Raw genomic sequence first — 21,901 nt, 5'->3', positions numbered from 1 at the left:
ACGCATGAAGAAGATCACGATGGGCCTTGGTTTTACGCTGGCATTGGCCATGCCTGCCGCGCAGGCGATCAATCAGGAAATCCGTGCGTTGTTTCAACCCGATCCTGCACAGCCGAGCAAGAATCTGTTCGTCAATCAGACACCCAACAGTGGTTATTGCCTGAATTTTCCGGACAAATGTGATTCCGACAAAATGTTCAGCATCGAGTTGCCGGTTCGTTACGACTCCAATCGCCCGATCCTGGCCGGTGACAACGTTTCCTTGAAGGCCCCGGCGGACTGGCGACGGCTGACGGTGATCAACCAGGAAACCCAGGAGTCGGAAATCGTCGAAGTACGCATTACCGGCATCGGCTCCCGATTCGTCCTGAGTAATAAGGTCCAGGACCTCACGGGCGTCGAGGCGCCGACGGGCCACGACATTCTCTGGACCTCCGGCAGTGGCTGGCTATACGCCCCGGCACCTTGCGAAGGGAGCGGCGTGGCCAGTTACGGGCCCGAGTCTTATCGCTTTTTCTGGAAGACACCGTTGGAAGCGTTCTGCACCAAGACCGCAGCGTTTCGCATTCCTTCGATGTACTACGAGACGCTCGATTTTTCATATGAGCTGAAGACTCCCAATCCCCTGGGTATGTCGAGCGGTCTGTATACCGGTTCAATCTCCTACACCATGGGCCCCGGCGGTGATTTCGATCTGGGCGCGATGATGCAGCCCGATGACAGCGCGCTCACGCTCGACTTCGTCCTCGACGTCCAGCACACCCTCAAAGTCGACCTGCCACCGGGCGGCAACAACGTGACCCTCGAACCCGAAGGCGGCTGGGCGCGGTGGGTGGAAAGCGGGCGCAAGCCGACGCGGATCTTTCGCGATCAGTTGTTCTACATCTCGGCGTCGTCGCGCTTCAAGGTCATGTTGCTGTGCAATTCCTATGGCGGAAACGTCTGCAAACTGGGCAATCCGGAGGGCAACAGCACTGAAGTTCTGGTCTTCATGAGTTTGCCGCCCGGTATTACCGCCTCGGGCGCGCCAGTCAACCGCCTTTCATTGAGCTTCAACCAATGGGCCGGGCCTTTCCAGCCAGGCCTGTACATCGATCGCAAGCCCGGCACCTTGCATTTCGACATGACGCCTTTTGCGATCGACTTCCTGCTCAGACCCGGTGCCAGCGGCAGGTTGCGCGGCAACGTGACCATCATCTGGGATTCGGACGTATGAGCGCTGCAGTCAGGACATTTGCCAAATTCGTGGAGTTGAAAACGATGAACCGAGGATTGCTGCTGAGCCTGCTCAGCGTGTTCTGCCTGACGGCGCAGGCCGGGCCGCAGATCAATGTGGGCACGGTATACGACTACCTGGATGCCGATAAAAGTACCTACCTCAAACGGGTATTCAACAGCGGTGACGCCACGGCGTTCGTCAAGGTCAACGTGCTGGAGATCGTTTACGAGGCGGATGGAACGTCCAAGGAAATTGCCGTGGTCAATGCCGCCGACGGCGCCTCGCGCAATGGCCTGATGGCCAGCCCGGCGCGGCTGATCGTACCGGCGCAAGGCATGCAGGGCACGCGCCTGCTGTACATGGGCGAACGGGATCGCGAGCGCTATTTCCGCGTGCGGTTCGTGCCCGTCGTGCCGGAGCAGGAAGACGATTTCGTCGTCACCAATGAAGAACGCGATGACTACAAAAAATCGCTCTCGGCGGGAGTCAACGTGATGACCGGGTTCGGCACGATCTTCTTCGTGCGCCCAAAAAATGCACGTTTCGACACGGCGATTAATGAAACCGACACGCGCTATGAACTGCGCAACAACGGCAACACGGTGGTCATCGTCGACGAATTCAAGAGCTGTTCGCTGAGCAAGGAAAGCGACTGCGGTGCGACCACCAAACACCATCTGCTGGCCGGCAAGACGTTCGCCTTCGACAAGGAGAAAGGCCGCGAATACCGCTTTTTCCTGATTGAGGGCGCCGACAAAAAGGCCCTGAAAATCGCCAGCCACTGACACGTTTTACCACTGACGCATCGGGTACTCGACATGATCAAGCAATGCATCGCCCTCGTGCTGCTGGCGGTTGCCGGCACCGAGGCCTGGGGCGCGCGGGAGGAGCACACGTTCGAAGTGTCGCTGACCATCCCCAGCCGACCTTTTTACGTCATCCCGGCGGAGCCGGACTGGATTCACCGGCCCCAGCGCCTGAATTGGGATTACCCCACTGCAACGTTGGGCAAGGTGGAGAAAAACTTCGATGTGCACCATGACAGCAGTGCGATCGAGGCCCGTTTGCTGCTCGACCCTTATCTGGAAAACGGCCGGCCGGGAGAGATCATCGAATTGCGCGTGACCTTCAACGACGTCGAACTGAGTTCACATGCCATTGCGCGACAAGTGGTTTCCAGGGAAGAAGCCGCCACTGGCAAACGTGTTGCGCTGAAAATCGAACCGATCGAACCGGCCGGAGGCTATCGATCCGGTGACTACAGCGGCAATGTGCTGCTGATGTTCAGCGCCGCTACGCCTGGTGCAAACGCCGAATCGTGAGCCTCGGACGAGTATGAGCATGAACAAGACTATCCTGGCGATCGGGCTGCTACTGTGCTCGGGCGTTTCCGAGGTGCAGGCGCTCAATAAGGAAATTCGCGCATTATTCCAGCCTGACCCCTCCAGGCCGAACAAGAATGCGTTCATCAACCAGACGCCGAACAGTGGTTATTGCCAGTCATACCCCGCCGAATGTGCTGCAAACGGTATGTTCAGTATCCAGTTGCCTATCCGGTTTACTTCCAACACTTTCATCGGCGCCAATGACACGGTTGGAGTCAGGGCGCCGGCCAACGGGCGACGGCTGACAGTCACCAATCCGGATACTCAGCACACGGAAACCGTGGAAGTCCGTATAAGCGGCGTTGGTTCGCGCTATGTGCTGGACAGTCCGGCGACCCAGATAGCAGGCGGCAGCACCGCCCTTGAAGGCCATAGCAGATTGTGGCGCACAGGTAACTGGGTGCAGGGAATCCCCGTTCCTTGTATGTACAGCGGCGTCGGAGAATACGGCGCCGACTACTTCCGCTTTTTCTGGAAAACGGTCAAGGAAGGCTTCTGTGGCAAGAGAGTGGCGTTCCCTGCGCATATCAGGTGGATGCATTTCGATACCCTGGATATCGCTTACGAGCTGATCACACCCAATCCTTTGACAATGTCGACCGGCCGTTACGTCGGCTCACTGTCTTACAATCTGGGACCTGGCGCTGATTTCGACATGGGCATGTACATGATCCCTGACGTTACAGAGCTGACGCTGGATTTCGTCCTCGACGTGCAACACGCGTTGAAAGTCGATATTCCGCCCGGCGGTAACCATGTTTCGCTGGAACCTCAGGGCGGCTGGCACGGCTGGCTGGAGAGCGGGCGACGGCCGACGCGGCTGTACCGTGACCAGACCTTCAATATCTCCGCCTCGTCGAAATTCAGCATGAAAATCGAATGCGAACATGATCTCGGATTTGGTGATGGCTGCGGCATCATGAACCCCCAGACGGGCTTCGCCGGCGGGGTCAACGTCAGCGTCAGCCTGCCCAGCGGACTGACCGACAGCAGCGGGGGAGCAGTTCGAAAAATGCCTCTGCGCCGCACGCCGACCGCGCCGTTTAAGCCCGCAGCCTACGTGGAAGGCAAGTCCGGAACCTTGCACTTTGAAGTCGCCGAGCGATACACCAACTGGCTCATCGATAACGCTGGCGACAAACCCTACAAGGGCAACATCACGGTGATCTGGGATTCCGAAGCGGGCTGACCTGTGGAAATCGGCCAACCCGATCGCGGTGTTGGCCGAGTGTGGTCAGGGAATTCTCAGAGGCCGGCTCTGGTCATCGCCTCGCGGGTCAGGCGCCGGGACAGTTCCTGGCGCTTGTAGGCGATGTTGTCATACAGCGCTTTATAGCGTTCCTCGCTCAGGGGGGCGTCGTCGAACAGGTCGCTGTCGGCCGGAATATCCAGTTCCTGCGCGAGGGCCTCGATCCGCCGGGTCAGTTTATGCATGTCGGTTTGCGCGGTCGGCCTGGCCCATTCAGCTTTGGCCGCCTTCAGTTCATCGAGTTGCTCGCCCTTGCGATCGTAGGTCTGATTATTCGCTGTGTACTCCTCCGGGTACGTCTTGAGTAAATGATCCTCCCAGAAGTTATCCGAGCCCAGCGCGAGCATGCCGTTGACCAGACCATCGCCTGCTTCCCCTTCGCTAATCGTCTTGTAGGCGGCGTCGAGTTTCGCTTGCGTCACGCCCGAGCGGGGGCGGTACAGCATGCCTTCGGCCTGCCAGGGTAATTCGAGGGGTTCAGCCAGGCCGGTCTCGAAGGCCATGTGCACTTCGACTTCATCTGGCGCTGGGATGCTCGGGTCGCTTTTGTTGAGTGTCTCCTGGGTCTTGCACTCGAATGCGGCTTCCTCGGCGACGCGGTTCAGACGCGTCGCCCCGCGCGCCAGGCGCACCAGACTGCGCTCAAGGATCGCGGGTGAAGGCGACTCGGCATAGGCTTTGGACACCAGCACCTTGATGCCCAGCGAATTGAACAATTGTGCGCCGAGATCGCCGCAATCTTCGGGCGAGACAATCTGCCTGAACAGCGTTTCGCGCAACTTCGAATCGACCGCAACGGCATCGACCATTTCCCAGACTCGCCGGGTCAACCGTCGGCGGCCCTGCTCGTTGCGGTAATCGGCACTCTCGCGCTGCTTGCGGATCACGCTGAAAAAACCGGCGGAGTCGGGTTCATTCATCAGGTCATGCCACGACTCTTCGCGGTACTTGGAGAGCGAAGTGGATGGGCTCAAATCGCTGGACTCGGTGGGCAGCTGCGTCCAGTGGTCGAGCTCGTTTGCGGCGGCTGCCGAATAATCCTGCACCGGCCTGAACCCCGTGGACTGGCGATAACTGTCGTATCGCTGGCGATCGGCGATCGACAATCGCGACGTGTTGAGCCGGGCACGACTCAGGATATAGGCCTGGTCTGAACCGGCGGTGACCTCGGGCAAGCTATTGATCGGCGCGCCGCGCATATCCAGCATGAAACCGCGCGGCCTTGGTCTGGCTGCGGCGTCGACCGCGAACAGCCCTTCGGGCCAGGTCTCAATCTGCGTGTTGGCCAGGTGCAGTTCGGTCAAATCAGCCATTGCGCTGACATCGGGGGGCACGACCAGAGGATTGCCATTGAAGTTGAGGGTGCGCAGCTGTTTGAGACCGCCTAGTTGGCGACTGGATTCAGGCGTCAGGCTGATCCTGTTGTCGGCCAGATCCAGCTCCTCCAGTTGGCCCAGCAGCCCGGTGACCGAGGGCACTTGCGTCAATTCGCACTGGCGGGCGCTCAGTCGCCGCAGATTGGGCATATGGCTGAGCAGCGCGTTGGGGGCCGACGACAGTCGCGCGCGGTCAAGTCTCAGGGCAGTGATGCGATCGAAATATTTTTTCATCCCCGCACGTCTGCCCAGGTCGAGCCACCAGCGCTCGAGATCCAGACGCGAAATATCGGAAGACAGATCCAGCGTATAGCCTTGATCGGGATGCACGCTGCGCTCGCCGAAAAATTCCCCCTGACGATCGAAACATTCGATCAGCCGCCCCTCGATATGCCATCCGCCGTTACGCATGAAATCCGCCGACGCGCCGTAAACCGGTTCGCCATTGTCATCCACCCCGGCGGGATAGCTTTCACGCCAGCGCTGCAGTTCGCTGTGCAATTGCGTACGGTCGTTTTCAAGCTGCGCGATGGCATTGACCGGTTCACCCTTGCTTGCCAGCACCTCGATGAATGCGGTGACTTCCCGTGGGGTCATTTTCGGATACAGATCCTTGACTCTTTCCTCGGGTGTCGAGCGCCGGAACATACGCGGCCAACCACGCACCAGTGATTCGGTTTCGATCGTCACCGCCGGACTGATCGGTGGCTCGGCCAACGCCGTGCGGCGCACGGCGGGCGGCGCCGCGAGCTCCATCAGCCACAGTCTGAGCGGACGACCCTGGCCGCGCCTGTAGCCTATTTTGGTCAGAGTTTCATCCGGCATCGCGTGCAGAATCGATTCGTAGAAATCATCGGCGCCATGCAGCGTGTGGTTGTTGGCGTCGAGCACTTCGTAGCGCCCGCGTTCATCGCGGACCAGGCGTCTGACCGTGCTGGCGTCCTGTGGGCCGGCGCTGCAGCGCAGTGGCCCGTCATAGCTGCCATCACGCACTTCGATCAACAGGTCGGCGAAGGTATCGGAGTAGAGCCGCAGCGCCCCGAGTGACAGCTGCTCGGTTGCCTCGGTCAATGAGTGGTCGCGGTAGAAACCGTCATAAGCGCGGCTGGCCGAGGCTTCGAAATCCAGTTCCCGCGCTTGATGTTTCAGGCGCAGCGGCAAGCGGTTCTCATCGTTGATGCGCTGCAGCTCGCCAGGGCTGGCATCGGCCAGCAGCTTTTCCGCCAAGGGCAGCGGCAACTCGGGGAAGCGCTGCCTGACGATACGGACCTTGCGTTTGCGCGGTCGCTCGGCGGCTTGATAGAAACGCTTGGCAATATCGCTGCGGCTTTTGTCTACGGCCTCGGCGAGCAAGTCGCGCAGCGCCTGTGGCCGAGCGATGGCGGGCACGTCACGTTTGAGCAGCGTGCGCATTTCGGCGTCGGTGAGAAAGTCGTTGAGGCGTTCGGGCAAGCGGCCGGCATTGAGCTCGGCCTGAGTGATGGTCAGGGTGTCGGCATCGGCAGCAGAGGGGTCGCCGTATTGGCGCGAATGACCTTCGACGTGCTCGTAGATGACTTTGATTGCGCGCCGACCCGGCCAGCCCGGCAAGCCGGTGGTAATCGGTTCGAACCAGTCGGCCGGCGCTTTGAGTGGGCGTCCGGCGCGAATGTCGGCGCTGGCGGTGCGCGCGTCCGCTTGAGCGGTGAAGCGCTTGAACGTATCGGCCAGCAAGGGCGGCGGCGCGCTGCTGCTGTTGTGCATGGCGCGCAGTTCATCGTGGCCGGTGCCGCTGCTGGCGCGGATCTGTTCCAGCTCGATGGCGGAAAACCGCTCGACGCTGTGGCCCAGACGCGGCATCAGCGCGCTGTGGTGCCAGTCGAGAGGGTTCTCGGCCTCGTGCCGCCAGGCGCCCTGCGCGTTGTGGTCGAGGATCGGTTTATACGCGTTGGCGCGCTGCGGATGCCTGATGCGATGCACGTTCGCGCGCTGATGACTGAAGGCTTTTTCAACGCTGTAGAGTTTGCCCTCCAGCGGCAGAACGGTGTGATCGCCCACCTGATGCAGGCCATGCGCGTCGGGTTTCGATGAAGCGGCCAGTTGCAGGTCTTTTTGCTCGTAAGGGCCAAGATCTGGATGCCATAACGAGGCTTTGCCATCGGGCAGCTTCACCGGCTTCATACCCTCCACCAACGGCGACAGCTTGAGTTTGAAGGCACTGCCGATCTGCGCACCGGCACCGAATGCCGCCAGCTGGATGACGCTGGTGACTACGCCGATGATGTGCTCGGCCGCTTCGATTTGCTGGCCGTGGACCAGATCGACGACGCCTTCGACCACCTCGCGGGTCAATTGATACGCGGTGTAGGCCAGCATCAGCTCGCCGAGGCCGGGCACGAACGGTGTGGCAACCAGCAGCGCGACGTTGAAAATATCCGAGACGATCTTCTTGAAGTTGGCCCACCAGGCCCAGCGTGCCTGGCTGTCGGTGTCGGCGGTGGAAACGGCAATCTCCCGGGCGTCGTTGACGATCTTGTCGAGCTTGCGCTGATAGGCATATCCCCAGTAATCACCGTGCAGGCGGGTGTCCGCGAGCCGCAGATCGGGGCTGTCCACCGGGTCCTTGCGCCATTTCGGGCGTTGATCGGTCGGGTCATCGGACGCGTGATATCGAGTGATAAACAGACGCTCCTCCAGCTCGGCGAAGAAATGGCCGCGCTGTTGATGGTCGATGAATCGACTGAAGAACTGGCGGTACGTCTGGCGGGTCGCGGCGCATAAGCGGTCTTCACGCAGTTGCCGGGTCAGTTCGCTGCCAAATGCCTCAACCGAGTCGTATTGCTTGAGCGGGTGATCGGGATCGTGCGGCACGTAGGCGATTACCGATCGTGCCCCGGAAGCGTCACTGGCACCGTGTGGCAACAGCATGATGCCGGTCAGTCGCTGGTCGAGCAGCGACAGCTCGTACCAGCGAACTGGCCGCTCGGTGTTTTTCAGCGGGGATTTACCGGTGCTCAGGCGCAGCACCTTTCTGTGTGCATCGTCGTGGATATCGCCCTTGATCAACGCCAGATGCGCCGCGACGGCGAGGGCGTCTTTCTGGCTTTGCGTCACTTGGTAGCGCAGCAACCCTTCGACCAGCGGTTCGCCTGAAAGCAAAAAACTGTCGAGGTGCTTTTTGTACTGCGCGCCCAGGTCCAGCTCGCGACACAACGTCTGGAATTGTTGAATGGACATTTTGTTGCGGATCGGCACGACATCGAACAGACCACGCGCATCAGGCTGGCTGATGTACTCGGAGTCCGGTCCGGCAATTTCAGTGCTGGCGAAGTTATGCAACGCGGCGTCGAGCAGCGACACCGTACGCGTGACCACGCCAGCCGAGATATCAAGCGCATACCAGGGAGTGGCTGCCGGAATGTACAGGCGTAACCAGGTGGCTTTGACGTCGGGCTCGATCCCGTACAGGGCATTTATTTTTGCTTTGAGCAGCGGTTCGGCGAAGGCATACAGATCGAGTTTCGTCAACAGATGATCCACCGTGTTCTGCGACCCCCAGGCTTTGAGATTGGCGGCGGCAAGCCGTTGCTGATCCCTGGCTGGCGCCATCTGGTACCACGACTCGATGTTGAAGGGGGTGGCAGCCAGCGCCTCGGCGCGGCTGACGGTGGCGGTTTTGAAAGGAGTGCTGACGGCGGACTTGATGAATTCGTAGTGCCGACCTTGGTCCGTATTGTCATCAGGCAGGGAGGAGACGGGCATGGCAATCATCCTTGATTGTTTGAGGAATGATCAGCCTACCCACGACGGGGCAAAACAAAAGTTCAAAGAACGGGAGGCAAACGCCATTCCGCTGCCGTAACCGGACGAAAATTCGAATCGGAAAAATGCAGGAATACCACCAGTGAAGGTGAAAAAACTTCACCCTGAAGGCGACAAGCCCGACACGCCTTGTTACCTCAAGCTGCGCTGATCGTGGTCGACCAGCGCCACATCATTGTTTTGCGCGGAGTGACATTGCGAGTCGCTGCCCGGCTGCAGATACGGCGTGAGAATCGGCGCCATGCCCTTGAGCACCTGTGTGGGCAGGGCCGAAGTGAACTTGAAGTTCTCCGCCGAGCGCCCCGGGACGAACGCGGTAAGGGTGCCGAAATGGTGATCGCCGATGTAGAACACGAACGTCGCGGTGCGATTGATCGACTTCGAACTGATGATCCGCCCGCCCGAACCGATCGCGGCAATGCGGTTGTCGCCGGTACCGGTTTTGCCACCCATGGCCAGTGGCGTGCCATCGGGCAGTTTGAAACTGCCGGAAACACGTTTCGCCGTACCGGCGTCGACCACCTGCGACAGCGCTTCGCGCATGGCTCTGGCTACTTCCACCGGCATCACCCGCTTGCCGACGTGCGGGTCGTTGAGCAGTTTCGTTTCATAGGGTGTACCGGCGGCGAAATGCAGGCTGTCGATGCGCAGGGTCGGCATGCGCACGCCGTCATTGAGGATGGTGCCGATCAATTCGGCGAGTGCGGCGGGGCGGTCGCCGGAGCTGCCGATAGCCGTGGCCAGTGACGGCACCAGGTGATCGAACGGGTAGCCGACTTTCTGCCAACGCTGATGAATCTCGAGAAATGCTTCGATCTCCAGCATGGTCCGAATGCGACTGTCGCGCGCGCCTTTGTGCCGGCTCTTGAACAGCCAGCTGTAGACTTCCTGACGCTCGAAATGGCTGGCCTTGACGATCTCGCTGAAGGTCGCTTCCGGGTGATGCAGCAGATAACCCATCATCCACAGATCCAGCGGATGGACCTTGGCGATGAAGCCTTGGTCAGGCAAATCGTAACTGCCAGGGCCATAGGAATCGTAGAGGCGGATCAGACGGTCGTCGGTGAGTTTTTCGTTGAGCTTGGTGCCCTTGAGGTGCGAGCGTACGAAGCGGTTGAAGTCTTCCTGACTGGCCTCCGGCAGCAGATAGCGATGCACCGCCGCCATGCGGATCGGCGTCGGGCGCATGCTGTCGAGGAAGGTCTCGAGACGCGCCTGGGTATCCTTGTTCTTGTACTTCTTCCAGAACTTGAGCAGGAACGAGGTGCCTTCGCGGTCGGCAAAACTGGCCAGATATTCCTGACGGCGCGGGTCGCGATCATCCTTGAGCAATTCGGCGTTGGGGCCTGAGTAGGTGGTGTAGCGGACGATGTCGCGCATCAGCCGAATGAACGGCAGGTTGATCGACTCGCGCAGCGAATCGCGCAGGGTCGGCAGGCGACCGTTGTCCTCTTTGCGAAAGTTATGAAAGGCGTGCAGCCCACCGCCGGTAAAAAACGCCTCGCCCGGGCTCGCTGAATATTTGCGATCGAGCGCGGCGCCGAGCAGCTTCGACAGGTCGTGATCCTTGTTCTGGACCAGGTAGTCGATCACCCAGCGGCTGAGGCGGTCCTGATCGGGCACTTCGACTTTTTTCAGTTCCGCCACGCTCATCGCGCCGTACTTGTCGTGCAGCTCGGCAATGATCTGCAGGTAGGTGGTCAGCACACGCATTTTCGCCGTCGAGCCGAGTTCGAGCTTGCTGCCTTCGTTGATGTCGAACGGCTGATCGGTGCTGTCGGTCTGCACACGCACCCGCGAGCCGTCCGGGGTCAGCTCGAAGAGGGTGAAGCTGTAGCGTACTTGCGTGGTGCTGGTCGGCGTGAGCAGGCGTTCGCCGAGCAGGCCGATTTCGGCGGCGTAGGCCGGGTCGGCGAGTTTTTTCAGGTAGGCGGTGGTCTGGGTTTGCAGGTCGCCTTGCAGGGTGCTGGTGGCCGACAGATCGAGGCGATCGAGGTCGTACAGCGGCCGGTTGAGCATGCTCGCCAGACGACTGCGGGCGACGCTGATGCCTTTGTTGGTTTCGATCGGCTGCATCGTTGGCTGAGTCTGCCAGTCGCGGTATGACACGGTGCTCGCCAGCGCGGCGTCGGCCAGAGCGCTGTCGATCACGCCGTTCTGCTTGAGCAGGCGCAGGTGGCTGTCGGTGAGGTTGGCCAGTTCCTCGCGGCCCTTGGTCAGATAATGCGAAGGACGGCGCTGGGCGATCATCAGCGAGAGCATTTCGCGCAGGGCCAGACCTTTGGCGGCCATGGTCTGCGGGTCGGTCTTCGGGCTGTTCAGTTGCTCGTTGGCCTTGTTGAAATCACTGCCGTACCAGACGCGCAAGCCTTCGGCCATGCCGTGTACTTCACCATGGCCGGGTACCGCCGAGAGCGGCACGCTGTTGAGGTAGTCGCGCACGATGTTCTGCCGCGAACCGAGAGTCTCTGGGCCGTCCTGATAGGCGCGCACGCTGGCGGAAATCATCTGACGGATCTTCTCGGCGCCCGACACGGTCAGGCCGTCAGGCGAATGGCGATACTTTTCCAGTTGCGTCGCCAGTGTGCTGCCGCCGGCCGATTGCCCGGGCAGATGCAGCAACTTCGCCACTTGCGACCACGCAGCCATGCCGAAGCGCGGCCAGTCCACCGCCGGGTTGGCCAGTGGCTGTTTCGGGTCGAGAAGAAAGCGGTTTTCGATGAACAGCAGGCTGCTGACCACCACCGGCGGTATCGCCGCGAAGTCGGCATACAGTTGCTGTGGATAGTTGTAGCGATACAGCGGCGCGCCTCGGCAGTCGGTGATCGACAACCCGGCCTGAATCTTTTCCGAATACGGCACGAACAGGCCTTTGTCGGTGTAACCGAGCAGGGCAGGGGAGAACCGCGTCTGCTCGGTGATCACATAATTGCGCTTGAGCAGGCGCGGCAGAAATTCGTCCAGAGAGCTGTAACCCAGGCGCAGATCGAACGGGCCGTTGCCCGGGTAGTGGATCGCTTCGCTGGGGCCGGGTTCAAGCTTGTAGGTCAGCGAGGCGGCGTACTGGCTCAGCTCCCGCGCCTGAAAGCGCGAGGTGCGCATTTCCTTGGACGCGGCGAGTCCCACCACGACCGCGATGATCACCAGCAACAACCAGAAAGCCTTCCACCCGTGCCGGCTGCGGCGGGGTTTTTCAGGGACAGGCGCTTCATTCACACGTTCAGTCTGAACCACGGTTTTACTCGAATCGGTTTGCCACAAAGCGCCCATAGTCGACTGATCCATTCACGCAGATTGATCGGACTTGTCTGAAGCTTAGACGGTGGTGGGCGATGGTGAAGGGAATTGTGTGACGAACGCCGGTCCGAAAATGGGTCTGCGAATGCCGAGTCTCACCAGTCAGGCGTTTTTATTTGAAAAGAACCGAACCGAGGAAAGTATGAAAGTTTGTTGAGTACTGGTTTTGCGAGCTGTAAGTGGATGTTGATATTGTTTGGTAATGCATATAGCCGGTTACGCTTATTGGTTTTTGAATGCGTTGGTTTTGTTGTTTACTTTTGCCTCGTTATTAATCAAGGAAGTTTCAGTGATGCAGGCGAATCGGTTTATGTCCAATGCAGTTTTGTTATCCACTGACGATGCACAAGAAGTTGTTTCAGATAAACCCGAATCTGAACAAATCATCCCGCACGTCCTGGGTGATTTTGGTGGCGCCCTGTCCTGGCCGATACCTTTGAATACCACTCAACAATCTGCCGTGTTGAATGCAACGGCGATCTTTAAAGCGAGTAGAGGAGATAAATGGGCCGCCGGGCAACGAACGCTGGATTATCTACATACAGCCCACCCACTGACAGTAGAAACATTGGCCGACCCGGCTCAGGCCCTGGTTGCACTTGTTGCCAGTGCCGAAGGGCAGGCATTGGGACTGGCGGTGCAAACGCACTTGAAGGGTATTTCCACTGACGTCAGCATCAATGAATATGCGTTGGCGGCCTTACAGCTCGATCTTGATCCGCCCTCCACCGAACAGACTCAACGCAACAGTGTTGCAGGCTTCGATCTGGCCAGCCCTCAGCATTGGGGCCGACCGATTTCAAGCATTGCCGACCAGTTGCGTGAACACCTGATACAACAGCGTCGCTGCGCGGCCGAAGTAGCCGGCCTGGGTGCCTATGCACTACTGGCCAGGCACGCTGCCGTGTTCCTCATCAAAAATATCCCTGACGATGTCGGGTATGGTGGCCCGGCCTGGTTCAACCTTGCCGTTGCCGCATCGATCATCGAAGCGCAATCGCCCGGCAAGGTCGCCAACATGAGCTTTGCCCAAGTCATGCTCGGCGCTCAAAGTGCAGCACTGGTTTATCCAGACGTTACCCGGCACGCGCAGACCGTCACGCTGATCGATTGGGGCGTGGTCCACGGTCTGGTGCCAAGGCAAGCGGACGCAACCTACACCCAAGCGCAACTCGATGCATTGAAAGCCAGCTTTGATGCGCGGCTGGTCGACCGGCTGAACGTCTCCAGCCTGCTCAACAGTACCTTTCCAAGTCGCAAGGAAATCGCGCTGGCCGGGCTCGAAGAACAGTTTGGCAAGGACTACCCGATCGAGAAACGGGTGCTTGAGTGGGACAGTTCGGCAAAATTGCTGGTCTACGTTGCACCTGTCCCTGCGGAAATCGTGGGACCTGTCGGCATGTATTCGCTGTTGGATGTAGCGATGATGGATGGTTCCTGGCAGTGGAAAACCAGTGATTCGCAGCTGAAGTATCGTATTTACGAAATCAATGAGCTGGATCTGCGAGTACGCACCAAGTTCAATAATCAGTTCAAGGCCACGCTGGACAATCTCAAGGAGGGGGCGCGACTAAAGATTCAACATTTGATATCCGGGTTGCCGCTTGAAGACAGGGAAAACCTCGAATACGGCAAGATCACTTTTTATCAAAAAAAGACGTACCGACTGAGCACTACTTTCTGGGGCAGGAATCTTGAATCAACAAGTAGCAGGTTGAAGCTGAGAGTCGAACGGGGTGCCGATAAGAAAGTGATCGTTTATTCCCTTGATCTCGCCGCAGGTTCGATCAGCAGAAAGGATTCCGACCCCGCCACAGAAACCGAACGATACGACGTGCATGTTCCCAGCCTCATCTATGCCACAACCATTTTCCCTGTGGCGGACAAGAGCCTCGCCGCAAAGTTTGAGCTGCAATCTACTCAGGCGGGAACGGTAGCAGTGCCTGTCAGCTATTCCAGTGAAAGAACGCACGCCATTGCCGAGGTTTTCGTCAAACATCTGGACTACGACAGCGAGGACATTCTCAATGCTGCCAGAGGCCAGACGACGTATGACAGCGAACTCGCAGTGCTGAACTCTCGGGTGGACTTTCTGCTCAACCTGATCCCTTTCAAATCGGCTATCAGCAATTTCATCGATGGTAAATACATAGACGGTGCGATCGATCTGTTTCTCGATGTGCTGGGTTTTGTCACGGCCGGTGTGAGTGCTGCGGCGAAGTTGGCGCAAGTGGTGGCCAGGACAGCATCGGCCATCAGCAAGGCACTCAAGGCCGCAAAAATCATCGGTATGCTCGTATTAAGCGAGCTCAATCCGCTCAGCCCGATCGTGGCAGGCGCGCAACTATTGGGTAAAGGCATCCGATACCTGGGCGTGTCGGGTGTGCAGCATTTCAACAGACTGCTGGGTGCTGCGCCGGATTACAGCCTTTTGCTGGGTCTCAATAAAAAGTACGGTCCAGCCGCCATCGGCAGTTTCAAAGTCGGCGCAGACAGCCTTGAAGGCGTGGGTGTGCTCAAGGATGGCAAATGGTATCGATACAATAAGGAGACCCGTAGGCTGTATGGCCCAGCGAGTGAGTTCCGGCCATCCGGAACGGGGGCTTTTCCAACGCCGAATTGGGCCACCTTGCCGTCAAATCGTCGAGCATTGACGGACTTGAAGCCAATGCCCGAGGTATTTTTCGAAGTGCCGACGGCGAGCACTTTTATATCCGCAACATTGATGCAACCGGCAAAGAGTCGATCTTCGGGATCAGAAATGATTTCAAGCTGACCGGCGATATCACCGATGTGGTTATTGTCGACCGCGTGACCAATCGCGCCCAAGGCGGCAGGCTTCGGCAAGTGGCGCCGGACCAGTGGCAGCCCCTGTCGCTGCGCGGCGGCAACCTCTCTTCGCATGTGGCGGATTACCCCGTTGGCGCCGTTGTCGATGAAACGGCCAGCGCCGCAACCCGTCTCGTGCATACGTCGACCAATCCACTGAGTGCCGGCTCGGGGTTCACCCGTGCGCAACTGACCAATGGCTTGTGGGAACCCGTTATCGAATCCATAACCAGTCGACAAGTGGCGCACCTTTCCGGCGATTTAGGCGAGATATCGTATGTGCCTTATACGTTCCAGCGCACCAGCATTCATCAGGGACTGACGACGCCGGAACTTAGCCGGGTAGCGGTGACGATGAGCTTGACGGAGCCGACAAGAGCCAATTACACCGCCGAAATCCTTGCGCAGCTTAAACGAAAGGAGGGCGGCGGGGATTTCTTCTTCGTCATGGAGCGCATCAAGCCTGCGGATCCGCTCGCCGCTGAAATAAATGCACTGAGAATCCATGACCCCAAGGTCGAAGGACTGCCCAAGAACGCTAATGCAGTGAGCGCCTACTGGGCGCCTCAGGGCGGCTATGTCGATATACCGGCTCACCCCACAACGGACCAACCGGATCATCTGTTCACGCCAGACTTCTCGGGCTGTGCATTGGTGGCCGATCAATTGGACGCCAATCGCTTGCGAGTCAGACACGTCGAGGGATCAAAGGAACTTGCTCAGTACAACGGTCTGGCCAGCGAGGAACATGGCTGGGGAATGAGCACGGCCATGGAGTTTCATGACTATGGATTGCGCATTGACGACAAAGGCCAGGCAGACGCGATCCTCACGGGGTTCGCCTTCATGAGATATGACCGCACGGAGCGGGCATGGAAGCTTCATTTCCAGTCCATCCAAGGTGTCGCGAACGTTGCCCGGCATTCGTCGGTCACCTCCACCTGGTGGGGACGGCGGCCGGACACGCTCATGAGAGTCTGCTCCACTGCAAAAGTCTGCAAAGTCGTGACCAGACCCGTGCTCGTCATACCCGGAGCGTCGGCTGGCTGATGTGACGCTTCACCCTCCATGTGCAATACTCGCCGCGATGTTTTAGTGGCGACTTTTCCTACAGTTGCCAGTTGATCACCTCGGTCAATTGGCATATTCGCGAAAACTCCCCCTGAATCTTGTGATTTATAGAGTGAAAAGACCTGCGACAAGGTTTTTATACTGCACGCCCCGCTGATCTTTCAGGCCCGCCCTGCAAGACGCGTCTGCCCACGAAGCCGACGCGGTTTCCTGCCCAGCCAAGGCCTATCGGCCGACGCTTCGAAACCCGGTGGTCATATCCAATAACAAGACGAGGTTGTACCCCTATGCCAGTTGGCAATCCTCAGCCGTACGGCGACACCGCTTCGGGTGGTCCGCTCAAACGTGAACTCGGCGAACGGCATATCCGCCTGATGGCGCTCGGTGCCTGTATCGGCGTCGGTCTGTTTCTCGGTTCGGCCAAGGCGATCGAAATGGCCGGCCCGGCAATCATGCTGTCTTACATTCTTGGCGGTCTGGCGATCCTGGTGATCATGCGCGCGCTCGGTGAGATGGCCGTGCACAACCCGGTGGCCGGTTCGTTCAGCCGCTACGCGCAGGATTATCTCGGTCCGCTGGCCGGCTTCCTCACCGGCTGGAACTACTGGTTCCTGTGGCTGGTGACCTGCGTCGCGGAAATCACCGCCGTCGCCGTGTACATGGGCATCTGGTTTCCCGATGTGCCGCGCTGGATCTGGGCCCTGGCGGCGCTGATCAGCATGGGGTCGATCAACCTGATCGCGGTGAAAGCCTTCGGCGAATTCGAATTCTGGTTCGCCCTGATCAAGATCGTCACGATCATTGCGATGGTCATCGGCGGCGTCGGCATCATCGCCTTCGGTTTCGGCAATGACGGCGTGGCGCTGGGGATTTCCAATCTCTGGGCCCACGGCGGTTTCATGCCCAACGGCGTGACCGGTGTGCTGATGTCGCTGCAGATGGTCATGTTCGCCTACCTCGGTGTCGAGATGATCGGCCTGACCGCTGGTGAGGCGAAGAACCCGCAAAAGACCATTCCAGACGCGATCGGCTCGGTGTTCTGGCGGATCCTGCTGTTCTACGTCGGCGCGCTGTTCGTGATCCTGTCGATCTACCCGTGGAACGAAATAGGCACCCAGGGCAGCCCGTTCGTGATGACCTTCGAGCGTCTGGGCATCAAGACCGCCGCCGGCATCATCAACTTCGTGGTCATCACCGCAGCGCTGTCGTCATGCAACGGCGGCATCTTCAGCACCGGGCGCATGCTCTACAGCCTGGCGCAGAACGGCCAGGCTCCGGCCGGTTTCGCCAAGACGTCGAACAACGGCGTGCCGCGCCGGGCGCTGTTGCTGTCGATTGCGGTGTTGCTGCTGGGCGTAATGCTCAACTATCTGGTGCCGGAAAAAGTCTTCGTCTGGGTCACCTCGATCGCCACCTTCGGCGCGATCTGGACCTGGGTGATGATCCTGCTGGCGCAACTGAAATTCCGCAAAGGCCTGAGCGCCAGCGAACGTGCCGGCCTCAAGTACAAGATGTGGCTGTACCCGGTCAGCTCGTACTTCGCACTGGCGTTTCTGGTGTTGGTGGTCGGCCTGATGGCGTACTTCCCGGATACCCGCGTGGCGCTGTATGTCGGGCCAGCGTTTCTGGTGCTGCTGACGGTGTTGTTTTACGTGTTCAAGTTGCAGCCGACGCAAGTGTCGCAAGGCTCGGTACGCTCGGTTTCTTGAGCCGTAACTGCGCAAACAAAACGAAGCCTTGATCGAGAGATCGGGGCTTTTTGTTTTTACGTTTCCGGCAATTACGGTTGATTCCTTGAAAGCGGACGCGATGAACTATTGCCGAGAGGAAGAACAATGACTCTGTGTAGTTGTATCGCTGATAAATTCAGCTGCTGTTCGGCACATATATTATTTGGTGGCATTTGCCAGATGGGACTTTTGTGAATTTGTATGTTGATTAAGGTTTGCCGGGTTGGCGTTGTTTAATTGGTAATACATTCTCGCTTCATGTTCCAGGATCTTTTATTGCTTACTTTGGATTCCATTTTATTCCCGTCACGGAAGAACATATGTCCGAATCCAATGTAGACGTTAACGATGAAGTATCGACATCCGAAAATAATCAGATAGAACAAGTCGCAATCCTTCTGGAAGCCGAAAAAGTTACTCCCCACGCCTTTGGTGACTTTGCCGGAGCACTGTCCTGGCCAATTCCATTGACTACCGTGCAACAAAAACAAGCCTTGCACGCCACCAGTGTTTATCTGGACAGCCTCGACAGGCTTTCGATAACGGGCGCTGGAGTATTGGACTACCTGGACGCTGACCAGCCACTTTCAAATGATGCGCTGAGTGATCCGCCCTCCGCGTTGGCACACCTCATCAGCAGTGCGCGCGGGCAGGCGCTGGGGCGAGCCATTCAGACCCGCTTGAACGGCATCGCCACGGATGTCAGCGCGCGCGAATACGCAATGGCCGGCATCCATTTGAGCCTGCACGAGGGCGATATCGATCAGCCGTCGCGCGGCAAAGTCGCAGGCTTCGACCTGGCCGGGGAGAAACTTTGGGGCAAACCTGCCTCGGCGGTTTTTGACAATCTGGCTGAGCACCTGATAAAGCGACGACTGAGCAGCCGCAAACTCGCCGGATTGACAGCCGCCTTGTTGCTGGCGCGCAAGGCGCCCGAGTTTCTCATCGAAAAGTTGCCCGCCAACTTGAAATACGGCACTACGGCGTGGTTCAACCTGACCGTTGCGGCGCGGACAATCGAGGCTCACACGCCCGGAAAAGTCGCCTGCATGACCTTTGCTCAAGTCATGGCCAGCGCTGAAAGTGCTGCGCTGATCGACTCGCAAGTTGCTCCGCAAGTTCATGCTGACGCGCTCGCAGACTGGGGCGTGATCAACGGCTTCATGCGCAAGAACGACGACGAGCATTACCCGCGCGACGAGCTGGAGAACGCCAGGACCCAGTTCAACCAACAACTGACCGATCGCCTTAATGCTTCGATCCTGTTGAACAGTGAATTACCCAGTCGCAAGGCCATCGCGCTGGAGCGACTGAAGAAGCAGTTCAAGGGCGATGTACCCTTCGAAGAGCGGCTTCTGCAACAGCCTGCAGTGGTCACTGAGGGCGGGGTCGGCTTGTACCCGACCCTTAACGGCAAATATTCGTTGCTGGACATCGTCATGATGGGAGGGCCTCCCTACTATCAGTGGACGACTCGTGATCCGCGGTTGTTGCCGCTGCTTGGGCAGATCAATGCGCCGTTGGAACTTGGCGCGGCAAATGCCTTTAACGCGCAATTTGAAAACGCCGTCAGCAACCTCAAGCAAGGTTCTCGATTGCTGGTCAAGCATTTGATAGCCGAGTTGCCGCTGGAGGACAGAAAAAATCTCGAATATGGTCACGTCTCGTTTTACCAGTACAAGACCTATCGTTTGAGTCTGGGGTTTGTCGGCCGAAACCTCACCTCCACAAGCGGCATCCTGAGGGTGAAAGTTGACCTGGGCCGTGAATCGAAGCTGTACGAAATCGATCTGAAGAAAGGGGTTATCCACACCCGTGCTTACGATCCAGCGCAAGCGATCGAGCGCACCGATGCATTTGTTCCGAGCATCCAGTACACCATCGAGCCCTTCAGGCTGGCTGACCGGTCGACAGTCGAAAAGCTTAAGGCTCAAAGCGCAAACAGCTCAGCAGCACCCGCCAGTTATTCGAGCGAGCGAACCGAGCTGATCGCTGAGGCGTTTGTTCAACATCTGGATCTGGACAGCGAGGATATTTTGCACGCAGCCAAGGGCCAGACGACGCAAGATCGTGAAAACGCGGCCGTGCAGAAGGTTATCGATTTTGTCGTCGACATGATCCCGTTCAAATCGGCGATCACCCACTTCATCAACGGCAACTATCTCGACGGTGCAGTGGACCTGTTTTTCGATGTGTTGGGTTTCGTGACTGCCGGTGCAAGTGTGGCTGGAAAACTGGCCAGGATTGGTGTTTCCACAGCGTCAGCGCTCAGCAAGACCCTCAAGGCCGCGAGAATAATCGGCGCGGTGGTGATAACCGAACTCAATCCGTTGGTTGCCCTGCGCGACGTGGGCGTGGGGGCCATCCGGCTGCTTGGCCATGGCTTCAAATTTCTCGGTGAGCACGGCTTGCGGCAGATCATGGCGCTGCGCAAAGCGGCAGATTCCAGCGAGTTATTGCAACTATTGCGCAAAGAACACGGGCCGACGCTGCTGGGGACCTGGAAGATAAACGAGCACAGTGTCGAGGGCATCGGCGTACTGAAGAACGAACAGTGGTATCACTACAATCCGCTGAGCAATCGGCCTTATGGTGCACCGGGCGATTTCCGGCCCACGCCTGGCCGCTTCGCACTGGTCGGATTCGGCAATGACCACCTCAGGCGCTTCGCCATCAAGCCAGCGGAACTCAACGGACTGCAAGCCAATGCCCAGGGTATTTATCGCAGCGCTGACGGGCAGCGATTTTTTATCCGCAACATCGATGCAACCGGCAAGGAAGCGGTGTACGGCATCAGCAATGATTTCACGCTTAACGGCGATCTGACGGATGTTGTCATCGTCGACCCCGCGACCCGTCGTGCGCAAGGTTCCAGACTCTGGCAAGTTGCGCCGGATCAATGGCAGCCGGTTTCGCTGCGCGGGGGCGATCTTGCGACCGGGGCAGCCGATGTGCGGGCGGGTGTACTTATCGATGAAAGCACCAGTGTCACTCATCAGCTTGTGTATACCTCAGGCAACCCGCTGCGCTCCGACTCGGCGTTTACGCGTGAGCGGCTGCCCAACGGTTTATGGGAGCCTGCCATCGAAGCCGTTCCTGCCAGCCAGATTGCGCATCTGGGATACGAATGGGGCCAGCCATCGCTGGTGCATTATTCGCTGCAGCCCACCAGCATCCATCAAGCCCTGTCGACCTCACAGCTGAGCCGGGTTCCGGTGGCGACAGAGTTGTTGCAACCGGGCCGAGTCAACTACAGCGTCGAGATCGCCTCAGAACTGGTCAACAAGGAAGGCGGCGCAAGTTTTGTCTTTGTCATGGAGCGCGTTCAGCCTGCGAAATCGGCCGGAGCGCAATTCAATGCGCTGAAAATTCATGACACCAGAGTCGCCACGATTCCTGAAGGATCAGACGCAGTGTTGGGTTATTGGGCGGCTCAGGGAGGCTACGTGGATATCCCTTTACATCCTGGTCTTGGGCAGCCTGATCATTTGTTCACGCCCGGCTTCAGTGGCTGCTCGCTGGTGGTCGATCAGATGGACACCAGTCGCCTGCGGGTCAGGCATGTCGAAGGGGGGAAGGAGCTGGCGCAGTACAACGGCCTTGCCACGAATGAACATGGCCTGGGGCTCAGTACGTCCCTGGAGTATCCCGATTACGGTCTGCGGGTGGATGCCAACGGTCGGGCTGATTCGCGGCTATTGGGTTTCGCGTTTATGAAATATGACCGTTCGGCGCGTTCCTGGAAGCTGTATTTCCAGTCCAGCGAAGGTGCCGCCACGATCATCAAATACTCTTCGCAGAAACCTGGGTGGTTCACGTCGCCGGACACGCTGGTCAGCGTTTACCCCGACACTAGCGTGGTGAAAGCCGTAATCCGGCCGGTGCCGATCCTGGACGGTGCAGTGGCTGCGTGATTCAACGGGTGTACAGCGCCAATCCTGGGT

General features: G+C 58.6%; 9 protein-coding genes. 7 read left to right on the top strand and 2 right to left on the bottom strand.

The window, feature by feature from the left end; all coding sequences use genetic code 11:
- The first annotated feature begins 4 nt into the window (after window positions 1-4).
- The 4 genes from AB4N53_RS14095 to AB4N53_RS14080 are packed head-to-tail and all read left to right on the top strand — an operon-like array spanning window position 5 to window position 3,793.
- A complete protein-coding gene (locus tag AB4N53_RS14095; protein ID WP_460121212.1) occupies window positions 5-1,216 on the top strand; it encodes a hypothetical protein in 1,212 nt (403 codons plus the stop codon).
- A 44-nt stretch (window positions 1,217-1,260) separates the two neighbouring features.
- Window positions 1,261-2,004, top strand: coding sequence for a molecular chaperone (locus AB4N53_RS14090; protein WP_460121210.1), 744 nt, complete (start codon window positions 1,261-1,263; stop codon window positions 2,002-2,004).
- Window positions 2,005-2,037: 33 nt separating this feature from the next.
- Entirely contained in the window at window positions 2,038-2,541 is a 504-nt protein-coding gene (locus tag AB4N53_RS14085) for a CS1 type fimbrial major subunit (RefSeq protein WP_460121208.1), read from the top strand.
- A gap of 19 nt (window positions 2,542-2,560) precedes the next feature.
- Window positions 2,561-3,793 (top strand): hypothetical protein, encoded by a 1,233-nt coding sequence (locus AB4N53_RS14080; protein ID WP_460121206.1) that lies wholly within the window; start codon window positions 2,561-2,563, stop codon window positions 3,791-3,793.
- Between the two features lie 56 nt (window positions 3,794-3,849).
- On the opposite strand, the gene AB4N53_RS14075 is transcribed toward AB4N53_RS14080, so the two are convergent.
- Together AB4N53_RS14075 and AB4N53_RS14070 are read right to left on the bottom strand one after the other, a co-directional pair.
- A complete protein-coding gene (locus tag AB4N53_RS14075) occupies window positions 3,850-8,970 on the bottom strand; it encodes a dermonecrotic toxin domain-containing protein (protein ID WP_460121204.1) in 5,121 nt (1,706 codons plus the stop codon).
- Between the two features lie 192 nt (window positions 8,971-9,162).
- Window positions 9,163-12,300, bottom strand: coding sequence for a biosynthetic peptidoglycan transglycosylase (locus AB4N53_RS14070; RefSeq protein ID WP_460121202.1), 3,138 nt, complete (start codon window positions 12,298-12,300; stop codon window positions 9,163-9,165).
- 229 nt (window positions 12,301-12,529) lie between these two features.
- On the opposite strand from AB4N53_RS14070, the gene AB4N53_RS14065 reads away from it, so the two are divergent.
- The 3 genes from AB4N53_RS14065 (at window position 12,530) to AB4N53_RS14055 (ending at window position 21,871) form a co-directional block, all read left to right on the top strand.
- On the top strand, window positions 12,530-15,103 hold the full coding sequence (locus tag AB4N53_RS14065; protein WP_460145048.1) for a hypothetical protein: 2,574 nt from the start codon (window positions 12,530-12,532) through the stop codon (window positions 15,101-15,103).
- 1,411 nt (window positions 15,104-16,514) lie between these two features.
- Entirely contained in the window at window positions 16,515-17,936 is a 1,422-nt protein-coding gene (locus tag AB4N53_RS14060) for an amino acid permease (protein WP_460121198.1), read from the top strand.
- A gap of 341 nt (window positions 17,937-18,277) precedes the next feature.
- Window positions 18,278-21,871 (top strand): hypothetical protein, encoded by a 3,594-nt coding sequence (locus tag AB4N53_RS14055; RefSeq protein ID WP_460121196.1) that lies wholly within the window; start codon window positions 18,278-18,280, stop codon window positions 21,869-21,871.
- The last annotated feature ends 30 nt before the right edge of the window (window positions 21,872-21,901 follow it).

Source organism: Pseudomonas sp. H3_E04 (assembly GCF_054668915.1).
Note: the sequence above shows the minus strand (reverse complement) of the source record. Positions and strands in the feature narration are given on the sequence as shown.